The sequence below is a fragment of the Candidatus Binataceae bacterium genome (genome assembly GCA_035508495.1).
Classification (GTDB): domain Bacteria; phylum Desulfobacterota; class Binatia; order Binatales; family Binataceae; genus JASHPB01.
Genome location: DATJMX010000072.1, coordinates 49331 through 70626, shown reverse-complemented (window position 1 = coordinate 70626; position 21296 = coordinate 49331). Strand labels below are relative to the sequence as shown.

Annotated in this window: 17 protein-coding genes and 1 tRNA gene; 14 read left to right on the top strand and 4 right to left on the bottom strand. The window is 61.4% G+C overall.

The annotated features are described in order from the left end of the window. Positions 1 to 56: 56 nt before the first annotated feature. From VMA09_21155 to VMA09_21105, 11 genes are all read left to right on the top strand, one after another. Positions 57 to 473, top strand: a complete 417-nt coding sequence (locus VMA09_21155) for a hypothetical protein (GenBank protein ID HUA36131.1) — start codon at positions 57 to 59, stop codon at positions 471 to 473. Next, positions 466 to 1350, top strand: coding sequence for a 4-(cytidine 5'-diphospho)-2-C-methyl-D-erythritol kinase (locus tag VMA09_21150; protein ID HUA36130.1), 885 nt, complete (start codon positions 466 to 468; stop codon positions 1348 to 1350). The genes VMA09_21155 and VMA09_21150 overlap by 8 nt, the downstream gene beginning before the upstream one ends. Beyond that, positions 1347 to 1754 carry an ester cyclase gene (locus VMA09_21145; protein HUA36129.1) on the top strand — a complete coding sequence of 136 codons (408 nt, stop codon included), beginning with the start codon at positions 1347 to 1349 and terminating at the stop codon, positions 1752 to 1754. The genes VMA09_21150 and VMA09_21145 overlap by 4 nt, the downstream gene beginning before the upstream one ends. A gap of 269 nt (positions 1755 to 2023) precedes the next feature. After that, a tRNA-Gln gene (locus VMA09_21140) sits at positions 2024 to 2099 on the top strand. A gap of 69 nt (positions 2100 to 2168) precedes the next feature. Then, entirely contained in the window at positions 2169 to 3128 is a 960-nt protein-coding gene (locus tag VMA09_21135) for a ribose-phosphate pyrophosphokinase (GenBank protein HUA36128.1), read from the top strand. A gap of 26 nt (positions 3129 to 3154) precedes the next feature. Next, positions 3155 to 3856 (top strand): 50S ribosomal protein L25, encoded by a 702-nt coding sequence (locus VMA09_21130; protein ID HUA36127.1) that lies wholly within the window; start codon positions 3155 to 3157, stop codon positions 3854 to 3856. Between the two features lie 107 nt (positions 3857 to 3963). Then, a complete protein-coding gene (gene dnaE / locus VMA09_21125) occupies positions 3964 to 7437 on the top strand; it encodes a DNA polymerase III subunit alpha (GenBank protein HUA36126.1) in 3474 nt (1157 codons plus the stop codon). A 79-nt stretch (positions 7438 to 7516) separates the two neighbouring features. Beyond that, complete coding sequence (locus VMA09_21120) at positions 7517 to 9085, top strand: AlkA N-terminal domain-containing protein (protein ID HUA36125.1); 1569 nt, start codon at positions 7517 to 7519, stop codon at positions 9083 to 9085. Further along, positions 9069 to 9593, top strand: coding sequence for a methylated-DNA--[protein]-cysteine S-methyltransferase (gene ogt, locus VMA09_21115; protein HUA36124.1), 525 nt, complete (start codon positions 9069 to 9071; stop codon positions 9591 to 9593). Before VMA09_21120 ends, ogt begins: the two co-directional genes overlap by 17 nt. Positions 9594 to 9932: 339 nt before the next feature. Next, the gene (locus tag VMA09_21110; protein HUA36123.1) at positions 9933 to 10646 is read left to right on the top strand and encodes a TetR/AcrR family transcriptional regulator; all 714 of its coding nucleotides are present in this window, start codon (positions 9933 to 9935) and stop codon (positions 10644 to 10646) included. A gap of 1 nt (position 10647) precedes the next feature. Next, on the top strand, positions 10648 to 11808 hold the full coding sequence (locus VMA09_21105) for an alpha/beta hydrolase (protein ID HUA36122.1): 1161 nt from the start codon (positions 10648 to 10650) through the stop codon (positions 11806 to 11808). Between the two features lie 10 nt (positions 11809 to 11818). On the opposite strand, the gene VMA09_21100 is transcribed toward VMA09_21105, so the two are convergent. Both VMA09_21100 and VMA09_21095 read right to left on the bottom strand, forming a co-directional pair. Beyond that, positions 11819 to 12232 (bottom strand): DUF393 domain-containing protein, encoded by a 414-nt coding sequence (locus VMA09_21100; GenBank protein HUA36121.1) that lies wholly within the window; start codon positions 12230 to 12232, stop codon positions 11819 to 11821. A gap of 4 nt (positions 12233 to 12236) precedes the next feature. Next, positions 12237 to 12764 (bottom strand): alpha-isopropylmalate synthase regulatory domain-containing protein, encoded by a 528-nt coding sequence (locus tag VMA09_21095; protein ID HUA36120.1) that lies wholly within the window; start codon positions 12762 to 12764, stop codon positions 12237 to 12239. A gap of 298 nt (positions 12765 to 13062) precedes the next feature. Between VMA09_21095 and VMA09_21090 the strand changes: the two genes are divergently transcribed. The 3 genes from VMA09_21090 (at position 13063) to VMA09_21080 (ending at position 17352) form a co-directional block, all read left to right on the top strand. After that, entirely contained in the window at positions 13063 to 15087 is a 2025-nt protein-coding gene (locus VMA09_21090; protein HUA36119.1) for a transglycosylase SLT domain-containing protein, read from the top strand. 20 nt (positions 15088 to 15107) lie between these two features. Beyond that, positions 15108 to 15557, top strand: a complete 450-nt coding sequence (locus tag VMA09_21085) for a hypothetical protein (GenBank protein HUA36118.1) — start codon at positions 15108 to 15110, stop codon at positions 15555 to 15557. Between the two features lie 94 nt (positions 15558 to 15651). Then, entirely contained in the window at positions 15652 to 17352 is a 1701-nt protein-coding gene (locus tag VMA09_21080) for an ABC transporter ATP-binding protein/permease (protein HUA36117.1), read from the top strand. Positions 17353 to 17356: 4 nt separating this feature from the next. Here the strand turns inward: VMA09_21080 and VMA09_21075 are convergent, their stop codons facing one another. Both VMA09_21075 and VMA09_21070 read right to left on the bottom strand, forming a co-directional pair. After that, on the bottom strand, positions 17357 to 19360 hold the full coding sequence (locus VMA09_21075; protein HUA36116.1) for a tetratricopeptide repeat protein: 2004 nt from the start codon (positions 19358 to 19360) through the stop codon (positions 17357 to 17359). Positions 19361 to 19380: 20 nt separating this feature from the next. Further along, entirely contained in the window at positions 19381 to 21285 is a 1905-nt protein-coding gene (locus VMA09_21070; GenBank protein HUA36115.1) for a tetratricopeptide repeat protein, read from the bottom strand. Positions 21286 to 21296 lie beyond the last annotated feature (11 nt).

Here is a 21296-nt window from a genome sequence, read left to right as displayed (position 1 = left end):
AAACGTATTGCGCCCGCATTGTGCTTCGGGTCTGCTGCCCTCTATGATCCTGAGGCGTGAAGCTTCGCGATACTTATACCGATTGGCGCGTGACTGCCGGGTTGGCTCTCGTGCTGCTCGGCGCGACCAACTGGGTGATCGGCCTTTCGCGCACGCAGATGTACAGCCAGATAGTGGCGTCGGCGCGCGAACAGGACTACGCGACCGATATCCGCAGCTTCGACGAGCTCGACGCGAGCGCCGGCGCCGTGCTCGAACCCTTCACCAACGAGGAGCGCCAGGTCTCATTCGCCACCGCGCGGATGGACTTCTATCATGCCACGTACCTCGCTGGGCGCGTGATGGTGATCGGCGGTCTGCTGCTCGGCTTCTGGGGCTTCATTCGCGTGATTCAAAAGGACTCGCGGCGCGCGGTCCGTACGCTGAGCTCCACGGCCAGCGGCCGAGCAAGGACTTCTCGGCCACATGGTTAAGCTGCTCGCCGAGCGCGCGGGAGCAAAAATCAATCTCTTTCTGCGCGTGACCGGCCGCCGCGCCGACGGCTATCACGAACTCGATTCGATCTTTCTGCCAATCGCGCTCGCCGATTCCGTCAGTATCGAATATCGCGATGGCGTCGGCCGCTCCGTGAGGCTCCTCTGCGATGCGACCGAGCTCGGCGATCCGGCAACCAACCTCGCGAGCCGCGCCGCCACAGCGTTTCAAAACCAGTTCAACCTCGATGCTTCTGTGCTGATCCGGCTCGACAAGCGGATACCAGTAGGCGCGGGACTCGGCGGCGGCTCGAGCGATGCGGGCGCGGTCCTGCGAATGATGGCGCGGCTCGCGCGCATCGATGCGCCAGCGGAGCTGCATCGTATCGCGATCAGTCTGGGAGCCGACGTGCCATTCTTTCTCGATCCGCGACCGGCACGAATCACGGGAATCGGCGAGAAGCTCGCGACGCTCGAGGGGATCGGCTCGATGCCGCTGGTGCTTGCGTTACCGCCATTCGGTATCGCAACGGCGGGAGTCTTTCGCGTGCTGAAAAAAGAAAACTGGCGCGGCCCTGCCGAAGCCGCCGATATCGAGGCGGTAAGGCGCGGCGACATCACGTCCGCGATCGCGGTCAACGATCTCGCCGCAGTGGCCGCAGAGCAGCATCCCGAAATCTCGACGCTGATCGAACTTCTCAAATCGCTTGGCGCGTGCGCCGCGCAAATGACCGGCAGCGGCAGCGCCGTGTTCGGGATCTTCGGATCACGCGACGAGGCCGAGCGCGCTGCGCAGGCCGCTCAACAGCGCGCGCCGAAAACGAGATTCGTCGTGACCGCAACGATCGGCAGCGATCAACGAGGGACGCCAAAATGACCGCGGCCGAGAATCTCGCGATCTTCAAACGTTTCCTGCGCGAGCTCGGCAGGGGTAACTACGACGTAATCAACGAAGTCTGCTCACCCGAATTTGTGTTTCGCTCGCCGAATTTCCCGGGATGGCCGCGCGGGTTCGAAGGTGCCAGAAGGATTGCTCAAGCGGGGTCGACCCTTATCGGCAACGCGGAGCATACTATCGACGATCTCTTCGCCACCGAGGATCGCGTCGTGATGCGCATGACGATCCGCGGCACCTTCGTCGGCGAACCCACTCCCGGGTTTCCTGCCAAGGGCGAGAAATTCGCGATGGGCGCAGTCGCCATCTATCGCATGATCGATGGCAAAATCGTCGACGACTGGGGAATTCAGCTTACCAGCCCAACCGACGCGCCATGGGGATGAGCTGTGTATCGCGTGTTAATCGAAGCCTCGCGCTCCGATTGACAGCCAAAAACCGCACAAATAACATCGCATTTCCTCCACCCGGGAGCGGATTATGGCCTGGGCTTTGGCGATACCTCTTCTTGCGAGCCGCCAAGGCCTCGACGGGCGGATATTTGAGCGTTTAACGGTGCCGGTCCGAGGCCCAGCCTCCACCGGCACTGGAACTTTTTGTTGATTGGTGCAAGCACTAGGCACGCGGGTTACGCCTTCGAAACGGATTTTCGCGCTGGGCGGTCGCCAAGCTGGTAAGGCACCAGGCTTTGGACCTGGCATTCGAAGGTTCGAATCCTTCCCGCCCAGCCATAATTCTCAGCGCCAGTCGGCCGTGAAGTGTTTGGAACTTTGAACGAGCGCGCGAGGAACACGAGATAGATGTCGGATCGGGTCAAAGATCAACTGGAGATCTTCACCGGTAATTCCAACCCCGCACTTGCGCGCGAAGTCTGCGACCATCTCAAGGTCAAGGTGGGTGAAGCCGAAGTCGGACGTTTTCCCGACGGCGAGGTGATGGTCGAGGTGCGCGAGAACGTGCGCGGCGGCGATTGCTTCGTTATCCAGTCCACCTGCTCTCCGCCCAACGATAACCTGATGGAGCTGCTGCTCCTGATCGATGCGCTGCGGCGCGCGTCGGCCGGACGTATCACGGCGGTGATCCCCTACTTCGGCTATTCGCGGCAGGATCGTAAAGTCGCGCCGCGCGTGCCGATCAGCGCCAAGCTGGTAGCCGATTTGATCGCAACCTCGGGAGCGCATCGCGTGCTCACCGTCGATTTGCACGCCGGCCAGATCCAGGGCTTTTTCAACATTCCGGTCGACAACATGTACGCGATGCCGGTCCTGATGAACTATCTGCGCAAACGCGTCGACGGGCAGAAGGTCAGCGTCGTATCGCCTGATGCGGGCGGAGTGGAGCGCGCACGGGCATTCGCGCGGCGCCTCAACGCGAACCTCGCGATTATCGACAAGCGCCGCCGCCGCGCGAGCGAGGTCGCCGAGATGCAGCTCGTCGGTGATGTGCGCGATTCGATCGCGGTGCTCGTTGACGACATGATCGATACCGCCGGCACGATCACCGAGGCCGCCAAGGTCGTCGCTAACGCGGGCGCATCGGAAGTGCTCGCCTGCGCGACCCATCCGATTCTGTCCGACCCGGCCTGCGATCGCCTCAACAAGTCGAACATCAAGGAAATCGTCACCACGAACAGTATTCCGCTCAGGGCCAAGGCCCAGGCCGAGCTCTCCAAGCTCAAGGTTCTGACGGTAGGAAGCCTTCTGGCGGAAACGATTCTACGCATTCATAATGAGGAGTCGGTCAGCTCGCTCTTCAACTGAGCGGCCGTCATACAAGGAACGCAATAATGGAAACCGCTGAACTAGCTTGTGAAAAACGTGCCGATCGTCCGAAGAACCTGTCCCGCGCGCTGCGCCGCCAGGGACGGGTGCCGGCCGTGCTCTATGGACCCACGACGACGCCGACTTCGATCGCGGTCGATGCCGCCGAGCTGAAAGCCAAAGTTTCAGCCGCGGCCCACGCCCGTATCATCAAGCTCAAGTCCGCGACCGCCGAGCTCGACGGCAAGCACGTGATCTTCAAGGATCTGCAACGCGCTCCGGTGTCGGGCGATATCCTGCACGCCGATTTTTACGAGGTCGATCTCAATAAACCGCTGCGCGTCGAAGTGGCGCTCAAGTTCGTCGGCAAGGCCAAGGGTATCGGCAACGGCGGAATCCTGTCGCCGCTCGAGCGCTCGGTGCTCGTCGAATGCCTGCCGCTTGAAATTCCTGAGACGGTCGAAGTCGATGTCACCGACGTTGACATTCACGACGTGGTGCACGTCTCCGCGCTCAAGTTCGTCGGCAACGTCAAGCCGATCTTCGATACCGATTATCCGATCGTGACCGTTCTGCCTCCCACCGTGGCTGAGGCTCCTGTGGCTGCCGCCGCGGCTGCGGAAGGCGCGGTTGAAGGTGCGGCGCCTGCCGAAGGTGCTGCCGCGGCTCCCGCTGCTGAAGGCGCCAAGGACGAGAAGGCTGGGGACAAACCCGCAGGCAAGAAGTAGCGCTACCACTCGCGCGCGTCGTACGATCGGCGCGCGCGATTTTACATTCCAGATGATGAGGAGGCGGATCGGACGTGCGATCCGCCGCGCGGAGGGGCAAGGGCGCGATGAGTTTCGTTCATCTACACGTCCATACTCAATTCAGCCTTTTAGACGGGGCCAACAAGGTCGGCCCGCTTATCGAACACGCCAAGTCCTCCGGGATGGAAGCGATTGCGATGACCGACCATGGCAACATGTTCGGCGCCGTCGAGTTCTACCAGAAGGCAACTGCCGCGGGGATTAAACCAATCATCGGATGCGAGGCGTATCTCGCGCCGGGCAAGCGCACCGATCGCTCGCAAGTGCCGCGCAGCGATGACTTCGACGGCGGCGGCAACTACCATCTGATCCTGCTCGCGCAGAATCGCGCCGGCTACAAGAATCTCTGCAAGCTCCTCACCCACGCCTACCAGGAAGGCCTCTACTACAAGCCGCGCGTCGATAAGGATCTGCTCGAAGAGCTGAACGAGGGACTCATCGTTCTCTCGGGATGCCTCTCCGGCGAGATCAATCGATGGCTCCGCGGCGGGCGCTCGGACAAAGCGCGCGAATGCGCCGAGTGGTACGCGCGCGTTTTCAAGGATCGCTTCTACATCGAGCTCCAGGACAACAAGCTGCACGGTCCCTTCAACGAGGCGCTGCGCGATATCGCAAAGCAGGTCGGCCTGCCCGTAGTCGCGACCAACGACTGCCACTATCTGCATCGCGACGACGCCAAGGCCCATGAAGTCCTGCTCTGCATCCAGACCGGCAAGACGATGGCCGACGAAACGCGATGGCGTTTCGATACCGACGAGCTCTACGTCAAAACGCCCGAGGAAATGGCGGCGGCCTTTGGCGCCGACTCCGAGGCGCTGCGCAACTCGGTCGAGATCGCGCGCCGCGTCGATTTCCAGTTCGAGTTCGGCAAGTTTCATTTCCCGGTTTATCGCACCGACAAGGAAATCGACTTCGATGTCGAGATGGAACGCCGTGCCCGCGAGGGTCTCGCCGCGCGCCTCGATGAAATTCGCGCGCGCCGCCCCGATGTCGATGAAAGCGCGTACCAGGCGCGCCTCGATCGCGAGCTGCCGATCATCCGCGACATGGGATTCTCGGGCTACATGCTCATCGTCTCAGACTTCATCACTTATGCGAAGAACCAGGGAATTCCCGTCGGGCCGGGCCGCGGCTCGGTCGTCGGCAGCCTCGTTTCGTACGCGCTCGGAATCACCGAGGTCGATCCCGTCGAGCATAAGCTGCTCTTCGAGCGATGGCTGAATCCCGGGCGCAAGTCGATGCCTGATATCGACGTCGATTTCTGCTACGAGCGCCGCGACGAAGTGCTCGAATATGTGCGCAAGAAGTACGGCGCCGATCGTGTGGCGCAGATCATCACGTTCGGCACGATCAAGGGTAAGCAGGCGATTCGCGACGTCGGCCGCGCGCTCGGACTCTCGTTCGCCGAGACCGATCGCATCGTCAAGCTTTATCCCGCGCCCAAGCAGGGCCGCGATTTCCCGCTCGAGCAGGCGCTCGAGATGGAGCCGCGCCTCAAGGAAGAGCGCAAGAAGTACAAGGAGCTCTTCAACTACGCCTTCAAGCTCGAAGGGCTGCTGCGTCACGCCTCGCGCCACGCGGCCGGCGTCGTGATCTCCGACCTGCCGCTCAACGAGATGGTGCCGCTCTACGTCGACAAGGAGTACACCGAGGACTCGCTCGCGATTACCCAGTACGCGATGAAGAGCATCGACGAGATCGGCCTAATCAAGTTCGACTTCCTGGCGCTCAAGAACCTGACGCTTATCACCGACACGCTCGCGCTGATCAAGGCCGACGGCAAGCAAGTGCCGGACCTCGCGCGCCTGCGCCTCGATGACGCAGATACCTACAAACTGCTTTCTCGGGGCGATACCGTCGGCGTGTTCCAGATGGAAAGCTCGGGGATGCGCCGTTTCATCTCGGATCTCAAGCCGACCTGCTTCGACGATATCATCGCCGCCGGTTCGCTCTTCCGCCCCGGCCCGCTCGACGCGGTGCAGGACGGCAAGACGATGGTCCAGCACTACGTCGATCGCAAGCACGGCCGCGAGCGCGTCGAGTACGATCACAAGCTGCTCGAGCCGGTGCTCAAGGATACCTACGGCGTAATCGTCTACCAGGAACAGGTGATGGGCGCGGCGCAGGCGCTGTCGGGATACACGCTCCAGGAAGCAGACCTGCTGCGCGCCGCGATGGGCAAAAAGAACAAGGTCGTCATGGAAAAGGAGCGCGTTCATTTTCTCGAAGGCGCGCAAAAGAATGGCCTGACGCCTGAGCTTGCGACGACGATCTTCGAAAAAATCGAGACCTTCGCCTCCTACGGCTTCAACCGCTCGCACGCCGCGGCCTACGCGCTGACGACCTACACCACGGCCTACCTGCGCGCGCATTATCCGCACGAGTTCATGGCGGCGCTGATGTCGCTCGACATGGACGACAACGCCAAGACCTACAAGAACATCGCGGCGCTGCGCGAGATGCGCATCAAGATGCTGCCGCCTGACGTCAACGAAAGCCGCGTCAAGTTCGCGGTAACAGAGGGCGGACTCCGTTTCGGCCTCGGTGCGATCCGCGGCGTCGGCGCGAAGACGGCCGAGGCGATCATCGCGGTGCGCGAGGAGGGCGGGCACTTTAACGGCATCGTCGATTTCTGCATGCGGGTGGGCGCGGCGCTCGTGAATCGGCGCGTACTCGAAGCACTCATCCGATGCGGTGCCTTCGATTCGCTCAAGATTGCTCGTGCCGCGTTGATGGCGCAGGCGGAAGACGTGCTTCGCCTCGCGCAGAAGGCGCAGGAAGACGCCGCGAAGAATCAGATGGGCCTGTTCGGCGGCAAAGTGAAGGTGCCGGACCTGCCGCCGCGCGCGCCGATCCCCGAATGGAACACGCGCGAAAAACTCAAACACGAAAAAGACGCGCTCGGCTTTTACATTACAGCCCATCCGCTCGACGGCTTCGAGCGCGAGGTTGCCCGCATCACCAAGCTCACTACCAATGATCTCACGAGCGTCCCCGACGGCAGCCAGGTTCAACTCGCGGGCGTAATTCACGCGGTAAAGCTCAAGAACAACAAGTCCGGCAAACGCTACGCCACCTTCTCGATCGAGGATCGCGAGGGCGCCGTCGAAGGAATCGCGTGGCCCGAAACGTACGCGAAGCACGAGCAGCTGATCATGGGCGACGAGCCGGTGATCATCCGCGGCAAGCTCGATATCGATGAGGATCGCGCACAAATCATCCTCGACACGCTGACTCCCCTCGGCGCGGCACTGGTAGATTCGGTGCGCGAGGTGCGTATCACCGCCTCGATGCGCCGTCTTGACAACGGCGGCCTCGAAGCCCTGAGCAAGGCCCTCCAACGCAACCGCGGCAAATCGCTAACCTACCTGCATCTCGGCCTCGACGACGGCCGCGAAGCCATAATGCTCCTCGGCGACAGCTACCGCGTCACGCCAACCGATCAATTCGTCACGGAACTCGAGCAGATGCTATCGCCCGGCGCCGTCGAGCTGCGGTAACTTCCGCTCCTCCGGCGCGACTTCGATTGCTGCCACCTGACGCGCAAGCGCGTCGCCACGGCGCGACTTGATCCACCCGATGCGCAAACCTCGGATGCCGCAGACCAACAAAATCGCGCAGGAACATTTCGATGTCCGAAAATGGCGAGCATCGTTGCTGCCCGAGCATTATGATGCGGACATGCAACTCGATGCGGATCTTTGTTACCGGGCGCTCAGGGCGCGTGACTCGCGGTTCGATGGCCGCTTTTTCGTGGCCGTCTCATCGACGAAGATTTATTGCCGCCCGATCTGCACGGTAAGGCCGGCCCAGCGGGAGAATTGCACTTTCTTTCCTAGCGCGGCGGCGGCGGAGGCCGCCGGCTATCGGCCGTGCCTCAGATGCCGTCCTGAGCTCGCGCCTGGCAACGCCAGCGTCGATGCATCCCATCGCCTGGCACAGTCAGCCGCGAGCCTGATCGAAGATGGGGCCAATGCCGATGAGAGCCTCGAGCAGATCGCCGCGAAGCTCGGCGTGACCGATCGTCATCTGCGCCGCGTGTTTCACGAGGAGTTCGGTGTCGCGCCGATTGCCTACGCGCAGACCCAGCGCTTACTGCTCGCCAAGCGATTACTCACTGACACCGCGTCGACTGTGACCGATATCGCGTTCGCTTCGGGATTCGGCAGCCTGCGCCGCTTCAATGCGCTGTTCAAGTCGCGCTATCGGCTGAGTCCTTCGCGACTGCGCAAGCCGCCGATTTCCGAGGTGCCCGAAGCTCTGGGTTTCGAGCTCAGCTATCGCCCGCCGTATGATTGGCCCGCGCTAACGAGATTTCTCGGCATGCGATGCGTCGGCGGCGTCGAGGAATTTTCGGTAACCTCATATCGCCGCACGGTTCGAATCGTGCGCGACGGCCGAGAGCATCTCGGCTGGATCGAAGTATCGCCGTCGCGGCGCAAACCGGCTCTGCGCGTGATGATCGCAGCATCGCTGATGAAGGTCCTGCCCGCGGTGCTCGCGCGCATCAAGCATCTCATGGATTTGTCGGCGAACCCCGAGGAGATCGGCGAAACGCTCGGCGCTCTCGCGGTCGATCATCCAGGTATTCGAGTGCCGGGCGCATTCGACGGATTCGAGATCGCGGTCCGTGCGATTCTCGGACAGCAGGTGAGCGTCGCCGCGGCGCGCACGATCGCGGGCCGCTTCGCCAAGGCTTTCGGCACTCCGGTCGAGACGCCTTTCGCTACGCTGCAGACGGCATTTCCAACTCCGCAGCGCGTTGCGGAGCTCGAAGTCGGCGACATCGCGCGCCTCGGCGTGATCGCCTCGCGAGCGCGCTCGATTATCGAACTCGCGCGCGCGATCACCCGTGACAAGCTGATACTGACGCCGCTCGCCGATGTCACAGCCGCGATGGATCACCTGCGCAGCCTGCCGGGTATCGGCGAATGGACCGCACAGTACATCGCGATGCGCGCGCTCGGCTGGCCCGACGCATTTCCGCATTCTGATCTCGGCGTCATGAAAGCCCTCGGCGAGAGCAACCCGAAGCGCGTGCTGGAAGCCGGCGAGGCATGGCGGCCATGGCGTGCCTACGCAGTGATGCATCTGTGGATGCTGGAAGCCGCGACGAAAGTGAGGATTGCAAGTGGAACTGCTGCTTGATCGCATCAAAACGCCGATTGGTGTGATGCTGCTGGTCTCCGACGGCGAGTCGCTCCGCGCCGCCGATTTCTCTGACTACGAATCGCGGATGCATCGGTACCTGCGTCTCCACTACGGCGAATATTCGCTCAAGGATGCGCGCAACCCCGGGCACCTCAGCGATCGGATTCGCGCGTACTTCGATGGCGACCTCACTGCGATCGACAAAATCCCCGCAAAGACCGGCGGGACGCCGTTCCAGCGCGACGTGTGGCAGCGCCTGCGCAAGATTCGCGTCGGCACCACCACGACCTACGGCGAGCTCGCGCTTCAGATCGGCAAGCCCAGCGCGAGCCGCGCGGTTGGAATGGCTAACGGCTCGAATCCTGTTGTGCTCGTGCTTCCGTGCCATCGCGTGATCGGCGCGAGCGGCGCGCTGACCGGCTACGGCGGCGGCCTCGATCGCAAGCGCTGGCTGCTCAATCATGAAGGCGCGCGGCCGGCTCAGCGCGAACTCCTCGGCAAGTGAATCGGCGCCGCAAAGTTCGACACGTAGCATCCGGGCGCGAAGCGCCCTGACATAACGAAGGCGCTACGCGCGATGTCTGGCACTGGCACCTTTGGGGGCCTCCAAGATCCCTCGACTTCGCTCGGGATGACGATCTTTTCTTTTGACTGAAAATATGGGTGGGGTGAGCGTTCCTGCCCGCCACTGAGGCGCGCGAACCTTAACGGCTCTCGCCACCAATTCCAGTGAAGGCGGCGCACCGTCTTATGGCGGGCAGGGGCGCCCGCTCACCATATTTTTCCGGCTCTTTCAGGGTGCCTTGACTCCGACGGTATTTGTAATAGAACTACAATTACATTTATGACCGATCATCTCGTGACATCCTCGGGAACCAAGCGCGTGCATGCGCCGCGGCAGCGGCGCTCGCATGAAACGATGGAGCGGGTGCTCGCCACCTTTACCCGGATGCTCGAGCGCAAGCCCTTCGAGGCGATCACGATCGCCGAGCTGGCGCGCCGCTCACGCGTCGCCGTTACTTCTATCTACGCGCGTTTTGCCGACAAGCAGGCGCTCGTGCTCGCCGCCCACGATCGCCATCGCGAGGCGGTTCTTCAGCTCGTCGATCGCGAGCTCGATCCGGCCCGATGGCAGGGCAAGGACCTCGAGACGATCGTGCGCGAGTGCCTCGGGCCAATGATCGCCGGATGGTGGCGCAACGTGCCGCTTATCCGCGCGGCTCTCCTGGTCAACGATCGCGAGATCAACGAGCGCGCGGCCGAGATGCTGCGGCACATCTCCGAGCGCCTCGCCCTACTGCTCGGACCGCATCTGACGTGGCTTTCGCCATCCGAGCGCGACCAGGCGATCGACTTCGCGTTCCGCGGCGTGATGGCCGTGATGCACCAGCGGCTGGTCTTCGGTGAGGTCGAGCCGATGCGTTTTCATCTCACGCAAGAGGAATTGAATTCGCGGCTGGTCGATCAATTCCTCACGCTTGCGCTCGGAGCGCGCCGCGAATCGAAACGCCCGGGCCGCTCATCGCGGACAGCAACCAAACCCGCAAGGAGGATTTGACATGTTCGAATACTTCCAGACCAACTACGCGTGGAACCTGGCGATCGTGACGGCGCTCGAAATGGGCGCGGTCGCCTCCGACATCGACTCGGTATGCCGCCCGCTGCGGGCGGTCGAAGCGGCGGAATCCGCGGTCGCAACGCCGGCGTGGGTCAAAGCCTGGTGCGATCTTGGCGATCGATTGACGCGCCAGGCTCATGCCGATGTGACTGCCGGTCATCATCGGAGCGCGGGACGCAAGAACCTGCGCGCCGCGCTTTACTACATGATGGCGGAGCGGCCGGTTAGTCCACGCGACATGCGCAAGGCCGAGCTTTACGCGCTCGCGCTCAAGGCATTCCGCGCCGGCGTCGAGCTACGTGGCGATCCCGCGGAGTTCGTCGAAATTCCATATCGCGGCTCGAAGCTGCCCGCGGTGTTCGTGCGCGCCAATTCGATCGCCCCCGCGCCGTGCGTCATCCAGTTCAACGGCTTCGACTGGGTCAAGGAGTTCAACTACCTGATGACCGCCGAAGAATACGCGCGCCGCGGTATCGCGAGCCTCTTCGTCGATCAGCCCGGCAGCGGCGGCGCGCTTCGGTTGAATGGTATCGCGGGCGACCCTGAGTCCGAGAAACCTGCGACCGCGTGTATCGATTACCTCGCGACGCGGAGCGATGTTGACCCCTCGCGAATCGGAATCCAGGCGGCGAGCCTCGGCGGCTACTACGCGCCGCGCGCCGCAGCGTTTGAGAAGCGTCTTAAATGCTGCGTCGCGCTGGGCGCCTTCTTCGACGCGGAAGACGTGATGGCGATGCGCACGGCGCACGGCGATCGCTACGCGCGCTCGGTGCCTGAGGTCGATGACCAGATGATGTGGGTAGCGGGGGCGAAATCGATGCCCGAGGCGCTTATGTTTCTGAAGCGGCTGACGTTGAAGGCGGTCGCCGATAAAATCACCTGCCCGTTGCTCGTGATGCATGGCGGCGCGGATCGGCAGATTCCGATCGATCACGGGCAGAAGACTTACGATGCGGCGATCAACAGCGCGAATCGAAAGCTAGTGGTGCTCGGACCCGAGGATGGCGGCGTCGAGCATTGCTCGATCGACAACGTGCCGCTGTCAATTGAGATCGCAGCCGATTGGATCGCCGACGTGATGCATCCGACGCCGGCAATGTGATCGTGAAGATTCAGCGTGGCGCGGCGGCCGTGGATTTCAGGCGGCCGTCGGCGTCGCGATCGTAGCGCGAGGCGGCGATCTTTTTGTACTGGCGGTCGGCGAGCCAGGCGTAGCCCGGCACGTACCAGAGATAGGAGAGCAGTTTTCTGACGCCATGCTGTCGGCCGAGGATCTCGTTGATCGCGCGAGCGCCACGAAAAATTCGTCCGCCCTCATCGACGACGTGAAGCTCGCGCACAAGGTCTTCGCGTTTTAGCTCAGGAAACTCGGCACGGGCGCGCGCGTCGTCGAGATCAAACATCTCGAGCGCGCCGGAATTGTCGAATCGATTGAGCTTGGCAATGCTCGCGACACACATCTCGCACGAGCCATCGTAAAGCACCGCGAGCTTTCCAGGTGGAGCCTTGCCGCTGCGGCCCGGCACGTGATCACCGGCGTGACAGACGGGGATTGCTGCTGGCGCGATTGTTCCGCATGTTCTCCGTGCAGATGCGCCATTCGTAGCCGTCTAGCAGGGACTGCCATCCCGCTTCGATCGTGTTGGCGGATTTGGCGAGCGTGGTCCAGATCAGATTGCCGTCGGAGAATTTCTTGATCGATACGACGTCGGCCTCGGTCGATTCTCCGGTGGCGTGTTGGTAGGTCTCGGTGACCTTAACGTCGGCCAGATACGGGAAATACTTGAGCAGCGCCTTGCGCAGCGCGACGTCGAGTGCATGCACGACGCCGACGCCCGAGGCGGCTTCGGTCTCTTCGATATTGCCGACGCGAATGACGACGGTGGCGTCGATCGTCATCTTGCCTTCGAACAGGTCGTCAATAACGCGGCGGCGCACGATCTCGAACGGCGCCACGTAGTCGCGGGCGGTGCGCAACTCGGCGAGCTCGCGCGACGCCTGCGGCGCCTCAGCCTCGTAGAAGTTTTCCTGACGACCGGATTGCCGATCGGAAGTCATCATTGATTCCGCCCCAAAATTCCTGAACGGTTCACTCGGCCACCCGTCACCATACCAGATAGAATAATGGGTGACGCTGTCATCAATGCACGTTTTTGCACAAAGGCCGGAGCCACGATTAACTCAAACGCCGCCAGGATTGAGATCCGTCGCCATGGCCGACCGTCCGCGGCGTTGCCAAAACAATTTTCGCGCGAAATTCGTTTTGATGCGAGCGATTGCGGTGCGTGCTGCACTTTTTTTGTTGATCACTTTGGCAATCTTGGCAGCCGGACCCTCATCCGCTCGCGCATCGGAGGTGAAGATTCCGCTTACGATCGATTATCTCGCTCTGCGCGAAGCTATCAAGCATCAGATTTACATCGCGCCTGACGGGCATGCGGAACTCTGGAGCGGCGGCGACAACTGCCAGTTTCTGAACGCCATCAACCCGGACTTCAGCCGCATCGGCACCGCGCTGAAATTCGAGACTGCGGCGAATCTCGCGCTCGGCGTCCCGATCGGCGCCAACTGCCTCACGCCGATCAAATGGAATGGGTTCATCGAGGCCGCGACCGCGCCCTATATCACGCCGGACCTGCAGCTCAAGTTTCACGTCCGCGATCTCAACCTGTTGGATGCGCATCACAAGAAGTCAGTTTTCGTCGGCAAGGGCTTCGACCTTATCAAGCAATACTTCATCCCGCGCTTCGAGAGCTTCACTTACGATCTAAACCCCGCGGTGCAGCAGTTGGGCGCACTCGCCGAGGCCGCCTCCACGCCCGACGTCGCCGACCGTATCCGCACCGCGATGGCGACGCTGCGCAGCGAGCCCGACGTGACACCGACCGATGGTGGAGTGCGCATCACGCTGGTGATCACGGTGCCGAACGAGAATGGCGCAATCGCGGCCGGCACGCCCGCGCCGCTTACGCCCGAGGAGGTCGCGGCCTTTCAGAAGTTGCTCGATCAGTGGGACGCGTTCCTGGCGTTCGCGATTAAGCAGATGGGTATCGCGGCCGGCGACGAGCAGTTTCGCAGGGACATCATGCAGATTCTGCTCGACAGCCGCTTCCGCCTCGTCGCGGCACTGTCGACCGGCCCCGCGAGCGTCGGCCCGGACCCTGTGCGCGCGCTGTTCCTCGACGAGTGGAATCAGCTTCACGACGCCGTGAAAGCTGCTGCTGTGCGCGGGACGCTCGGCGCGCGTGGACTCGAGCTGATGTCCTTCATCTCCGCAGGCGACGCGCTGTTCGCACTCGACCAGGCCGCTCCGGCGCTCGGCATGCGAATCTCGGCCGACGATCTGCGCCGCCTCGCGCATATTCTCGCGCCGGCGGCGACGGGCGATCCACTCGCATACGACTACACCGAAGATCCCGAGTTGAAAAAATTGTTCGACGTTCCGGAACCGCCCGAGATGCCGGGCAAGCTGGAAGAAACCGACGCGCCGATCCCCCTTCCGGGAGAATCGCCCACGGCGATGACCCCGACGCCGTCGCCGTCAGCAGGAACGACGGCGATAGTTTCGCCATCGCCGACTCTGCCGGCGCAATCGCCGTCTTCGACGCCGTCGATCGTGCCGACTATTTCAACGCCCGCGGTTCCACCAACCATCGCGCCGTCGCTGACGCCGACGCCGAGTCCCACTGCAACGCCGGCCTCGACGTCGTGGCTGTCGTGGCCGCTCAGGATCCTTTCGCCTGCCGACGCATACGCCGACGAGCCGGGAATTCTGGGCAAGCTGGAAAACGTCGCGCACGTGCTCAGACGCGCCGTCGTCAACGCGGCCAATTCCGAGCTCTATCGCAACAACATGGGGCAACTGCTCGATCTCAGTGCCCAGCGCCAACTTTCGATCGACCAAGTCGATACACGCTTTCAGCCGGTTTACAAAAATCTCGTGCTCAGCGCGGCGTGGCAGGAGAGCTGCTGGCGCCAGTTCGTGTTGGCCGACGGGCACGTGCGATGGCTTGAATCGTCGACCGGCGACATTGGCCTGATGCAGGTGAACAAGCGTGTGTGGCGCGGCTTCTACAATATCGACCGCCTGAAGTGGGACGTGCTCTACAACGCGGGTGCAGGCGCAGAAATCCTCAGCCGCATGATGGAATACGCGGTAAGATCGGGCGGGCGCGATCCGCGTGGCGACGCGCTCGCGCGCTCGGCGTACGCTGGTTACAACGGCGGTCCCGCCGCGTTGCATCGATGGATGCGGCGTGAGCCGGCCGAGCAGCGTGCGATCGACAACGCCTTCTGGAAAAAGTATCAGGCCGTGCAGCACAGCCAATCGATCGATATCATGAGCTGCGCCGAGTCCTGGGGCCATGCGCCGGGGCACTGATTGTCAACAAGGAGAATTCCATGAAGCAGGTTGTTTACGTGATGCAGTTCAAAGGCGGCGCGACTCCCAAGGCGGGCGCGACGGGTGTGATCAAGGCGACGACCAGCGCGCAGAGCTGCACCGTCAGCTCGATCATCGGCGCTCAAGGCGTGAGCGGCACGATCCAGCCCGCGCAGGGCGGCAAGGCCTCGTTCGAATCCGAAGTGACGCTCACCGGCGAGACATCATTTGACGAAGTCGGCACGATTCGTTTCGGCGACTCGAATCACGCGCTGCGCTTCTCGACCGTTGGCCAAGGCTATCTCGGCAAGAGCCCCGAAGAAGGACTACAACACGGTTCGGTAATGTGGCGAGTCGACGGCGGCGAAGGACAATTCGCTGGCGCCACCGGGCTAATCACCTCGAACTTCACGCTCAGCGCAACCGGAGAGGTAACCGACAATCACTTCGGCGTAATCTTCGTGCGGTGAAAGCGCGCTTTCGGCCGCCACACGTTACATAGGTTCTGCCTCGATTGAATTGGCGGTGTAGTATGTGGGCAAGGAGGGCTGCTCCTTGCCACAGATGGACCGCTTCGATTCTGCGTTCTTCAAGCGATGGTGGTCGCTGGTCGAACCTTACTGGGTTTCCGATCGGCGCCGGCAGGGCCTTATTCTGCTCGGCGTGCTAGTCGCGTTGACCGCAATGAGTATCGGGATCAACGTCCAACTGAGTTACGTCTGGCGCAATGTAAACAATGCTCTCAATCAGCGCGATTATGCGATATTCCGCACAAATGTTTTATATGTAATCGCTATATTCCTGGTCTTTATTCCGGTGCAGGCATTCTATCCCTGGTTCACCGGGCGCCTCATCATCGTATGGCGCGAATGGTTGACGCATCACTTTATCTCGCTGCAATTCACTAATCGAGCGTACTATCGCATCGGACAGATTGGCTCGGTTGATAATCCGGATCAGCGTATCAGCGAAGATATCGGCTCATTTATCGGCGGCGCGCTCGCCTACGTGGACCTGTTCGGGACCTCACTCGTCAATGGCGTGGTATTTCTTGTCATTCTGTGGACAATATCGCCGATCCTCGTGCCGATCTGCCTCGGCTACTGTCTCGTCGGGACGTGGGCGTCGGTAAAGATGGGTCGGCCGCTCATCCCGATCAACTTCGATCAGCAACGCTATGAGGCCGACTTTCGTTTTGCGTTGGTTCGGGTGCGCGATAATGCCGAATCGATTGCAATGTACAGCGGAGAGCAGCGCGAAACCGGCCATCTCCTCGCCCGCTTTGCGGCATTGTTCAATAACTATAATCGGCTGATATTCCGCCAGCGGCGGCTCGCATACGTCACCCAGACCTACAACAATTGCGTGGCGCTGCTGCCATATATGGTTTTGGCCGGTGGATATTTCGCTCATCGCATGGAGTTCGGGCAGTTCATGCAGGCGGCCAGCGCATTTGGCACCGTCAAGGGATCATTCTCGGTCGTCGTCAGCACTATCGAAGGCCTGACCGGCTATGCCGCAGTCGTAAACCGTCTCGCGACGTTCGAGGAACAATGCCGCGCGACTCAAGCCGATGGCGGAAAGCATATCGAGACGCAGGAGAGCGATCGCGTGGCGGTAAAAGCGATGACGCTGCGAACTCCCGATAATCGTGAGACGTTAGTTAGTGATTTGTCCTTCGAAGTATCGAGTGGTCAGGGCCTGCTGTTGCGAGGTCCGAGCGGCACCGGCAAGACGTCGATATTGCGCGCGCTTGCGGGACTATGGTCGACAGGGGAAGGTCAGATCGAGCGGCCGTCACTTACTAATACGATGTTCCTGCCGCAGAAACCTTACTTGATTCTCGGATCACTGCGCGACCAGATTTGCTATCCCCGCGCCAGCGGACTGAGCGAGGCCGAGCTGAGTAAAGTACTCACTGAGGTGAATCTTGCCGACCTTCCCGAGCGCAGCGGCGGCTTCGAGATGGAGCTCGACTGGGCCAGTATGCTCTCGCCCGGAGAACAACAACGCCTCGCCTTTGCGCGCCTGCTGACTAATCGCCCGCGCTATGTATTTCTGGACGAAGCAACTTCCGCGCTTGACCAAAACAATCAAGAGCGACTCTATAATCTATTGCGCGATATGCACGTCACGTTCGTAAGCGTGAGTCATAATCCAGCGCTCACGGCATACCATCAACAGATACTCGAACTGTTCGGCGATACGCACTGGAAGATCGCTGCTACTGATACTCGCCGGCTCGATCCAGCGTCGGCAAGCTGAGTGCCTACTGTAACGCCTGGGGCTTTACTTGTTCGATTGTTGTTCTGATTTGAGGATCGTCGGGCTGAACCTCGAGGGCGCGGCGATATTCCGCTATCGCTTCGTCGTGGCGGCCGGCTTTGTCGAGTAGTTCGGCGTGCAGGATACGCGCCCATCCCGCGTTTGGCGCGTACGCGACCGCGCGTTCGCTGGCGATTAGTGCATCAGCGTAGTCGCCTTGCTCCAATTCAGTGTGCGCGAGCAATGTCCACGCCTCGGAATCTTCGGGATAATCCTTGGTCGCTTCCTTCAGGATCGTAATCGCGGCCGCATCGTCGTGCTGCATGATCTTGATCTCCGCGCGGCCGATAGCAGTGGGACCGCCGCCGCCGCGGAGCTTCGAGGCTTGGTCGAGCAAATTCTCGGCCTTTGCGAAGTCTCCGATATTCATCGCGACTCGCGCGGCCTCGCCGTATGCGCCCGGCGGCGCATCTTTGATCCGCGGCAACGCCCGAACCATCTCTTCGAGCGCCAGTTTCGGATGGCCCTGCTGCAAATGGATCAGCGCGATATTGTACAGCGCCGTACCGGATTCTCGATCGAGCGCATCGGCGGCGGCGAGCTCGCGCAATGCGTCGTCGAGCTTGCCATCACCTTTAAGCGCCATGCCGAGACGCTCGTGCCATAGCGAGGATCCCGGCGAAACCTGCGTCGCGCGCGTAAAGAGGGCGATCTCATTCTGCCAGAAGCCTTGTACGTGCCAGAGAATCGCCGCTGATATGAAAACGAAAGCCGCGACGATAGCCGTCACAGCGTTGCGCGCCTCCTTGTAGATCATGAGTTCGCCCGAGAGCGAGCCGAGTGCGATGCACCATGCGGCTGAGGGCATGAAGAGGTAGCGATCGGCGACTAGCTCGACTGGGTTGAGTGCGCCGAGATTCAGGACTGGGGCGAGAAAGAGAAATATCCAGAGTGCGCACAGTTGGTAGAGTGCGACGCGCCGCCGCTGCACCAGGATTGCCCATGCCGCGATCGAGATTGCGGCGATCCCGAGGAGCGTCAGGTAGAAGGCCGGCGTCAAGGGGCTCGCTATCGGAGCAATCGCATGCGACGGATCGGCGCGCCACGGAATTACGAGCAGCACCAGATATTGCCCGATTACCTCGAACGTCGTGAGCAGAACTGTATAAGTGCCCAGGTGATTGCCGAGATTGTGCTGGGTGATGAATCCCAGAATCGCGATGCGCACGCCAAGATAGATCAGCGCGACGAGGAAAAACGGCGCGCTGAAAAGCAGGGCGGCGCGGGCGCGCTGTCTTGGCGATTCGTCCGTCGCGCCCGGGGCGCATAAAAATGCGTATGCAGCGACGAGCGCGGGAAACATGATCGCCGATTCGTGACTCAGCAGCGCGAGCGCGAAGAGTATCAGCGCCCACGCGCGCGAGCTCTCGACGCGTCGCACCACGAACAACATCGCACCCAGCTCGAGCGCCGCCGACATCGGCAATGGTATCGCCGACGGCCATGCGATCGCCTGCGCATGCACTGGCATCACGGCGAAGAGCGCGCCCGCAACGAGCGCGGACGTGAAGTCTCCCGTGAGTTCTTCCGCGACACGAAACACGAGCCACACCACGACGACCTCGAGCGCGATCATCGTCAGATGCCATCCCACCGGATTCATGGCGAAGGCGTGGTAGTTCAGCGCGAACCACGCATCCTGGAGGGGACGGTAGTAGGCACTTTGCGGCAACTGGGAGGGATTGCGGAACCACCAGGAATCGTTCACGAACGATCGCCAGATGAACGACCACTGACCAATGAAATGGTTGAGACGAATCTCCTCGTTATCGTCGTATACGAATTGGTTGGTGAGCGATCGCGCATAGACTAGCGCTGAGAGCGCGAGCAGCGCCGCGATCCGAATCCGGTGCATCGAGAGCGTGGCAGGGTCGCGCTGTGCCCGGCGCTCATCGACGCGACGATTCTTCGCGCGGGTGGTTCGCAGTTGCTTTGAGGAGGAAGCCAACGCGTTGCCGGTGTTGGGCTTTAGTGCATCGCTTCGGGTGCTTCGCGTTCCACGGTTTGCACGAGCTGCTGGTTTTTGGGCGCGAGCGACAGCGCCTTGCGATATTCTTCCACGGCCTCATCATGATAGCCGCTTCGATCGAGCAGCTTGGCATAGACCATGTGGAACCACTCAGCGTCGGGTGTGCTATCAACCGCCTGCCTGGCTGCCTCGGTCGCTTCAGGCAGGTGCCCGAGGTCGGCTTGCGTCTCGGCGAGCAGGATCCACGCGTCGCCGTCATCGGGATACTTGGCGGTAGTGGCCTCGAGGATCGTCAATGCATCTTGCTTGTGATCGTGCGCAAGCTCGAGCTTTGCGTTGCCGAGTTGGGCGGCCGCACGCGTGGCGGGATACCTTTGCGCAAGTACGATAACCTTTTTGGCTATATCCTCGTTACCACCGTCGACTGAAACCCTGAGCAACTGGGCGTACTGATTTGCGTTGAATTCTTTGGCGTCGCGAAGCGCGTTGAGCATTTCAAAAAGGCCCGCCCGCCGATCGCCTTCTTCATAGTGAATCATCCCGAGCGTGTATTGCGCGCTCTGCGGCTCAGGATCCATCCGCATTCCCGTGGTGTATTCGTCGTCCGCGCCAATTAGATCGCCGCGATCCATTAGCGCTTTTCCAAGCCACTCGTGGCATAGCCAGGAGTGCGGAATATCCGCGGTACACCAGGTGAACATCACATAATCGTCGTGAAACAGTCGCTGACCGGTCCAAAGGTTGATGGCCAGGGCCGCTGCTACTGCCGCCAGGCCCGCCAGGACGTAGGTCCGTACCGCGCGATAATCCGTAATTAGCTCTGCCACCAACGACCCTAGCAGGACGCACCAGGCCGCAGAGCTTTCGTATGCATAACGGTCCTCCATGAGAGCTCCCGGGCGGAAAGCCACGATGTCCAACATCGGGAGCAGCACGAAGGCGGCCCAGGCGGCGCAAAAAAAATAAATGCGCGCGCGACGCATCCGGCGCATCAGAAAAAAAGCGGCAACTGCTAGCGCGGGCAGGCCCAGCAGTGAAATCCATAAGCGCCCCGACCATAGGCCGGTCACTGGCGTCACATTGTGGCCGGGGTACGCCCGAAACGGCGCCAGAAGAAGTACGAGGTAGCGCCCGACTATCCAGGGAACCGTGAAGAGCGCAGTCGCGAAGGGTAGATGATCGACTGCCTTATTGTTGATCCGCGCGAGCACCAGAAAGCGGATGACCATATAGATCGCAAGTAGCCCAAAAAATGGAGCGCTCCGTCGTGCGGCATCAATGATTCGGTTCCGCCAGGTTGGCGCTCCAGCGGATTCGGGTTCCTCCACGATAAGTCCGTAGGCCGCCACAACGGCGGGGAACGCAACCGCGGACTCGTGACTCAGTAGTGCACATGCAAAGAACGTCAGTGACTCAACCGTTCTGCGAATCGACATTGGACCGCGCCGCACGAGTGCCAGCAACGCGATTAGCTCGAACAGGGACGTCATCGGGAAGGGCACCGCAGATATCCACGATACCGCCTGTGCATGAATCGGCATCAAGCCGAAGAGCAGCGCGGCGACCACCGCCGCGCTCAGGTCACCGTCTGTAAGCTCTTCGGTGACCCGGAAGACGAGCCACACCACGGCGACCTGCATCGCAATGAGCGCGGCGTGCCATCCCATAACGTGGAATCCAAACAAGCGGTAATTGAGGCCGAACCAAACCAGCTGCAGAGGCCTGTAATAAGCGCTCGCAGGGTCGATACCGTTGCCTCGGTACCACCAACTGTCGTGATAAAACGCCTTCCACAAGAACGACCACTTCTTGAGATCGCGGTTTTCGAGAATCATCCCGTGATCATCGTAGAGCCAGACGCCAGCGAGACTTCTCGAGTAGACCAAGGCGGAGGCGACGAGCACAACGGCGAGCC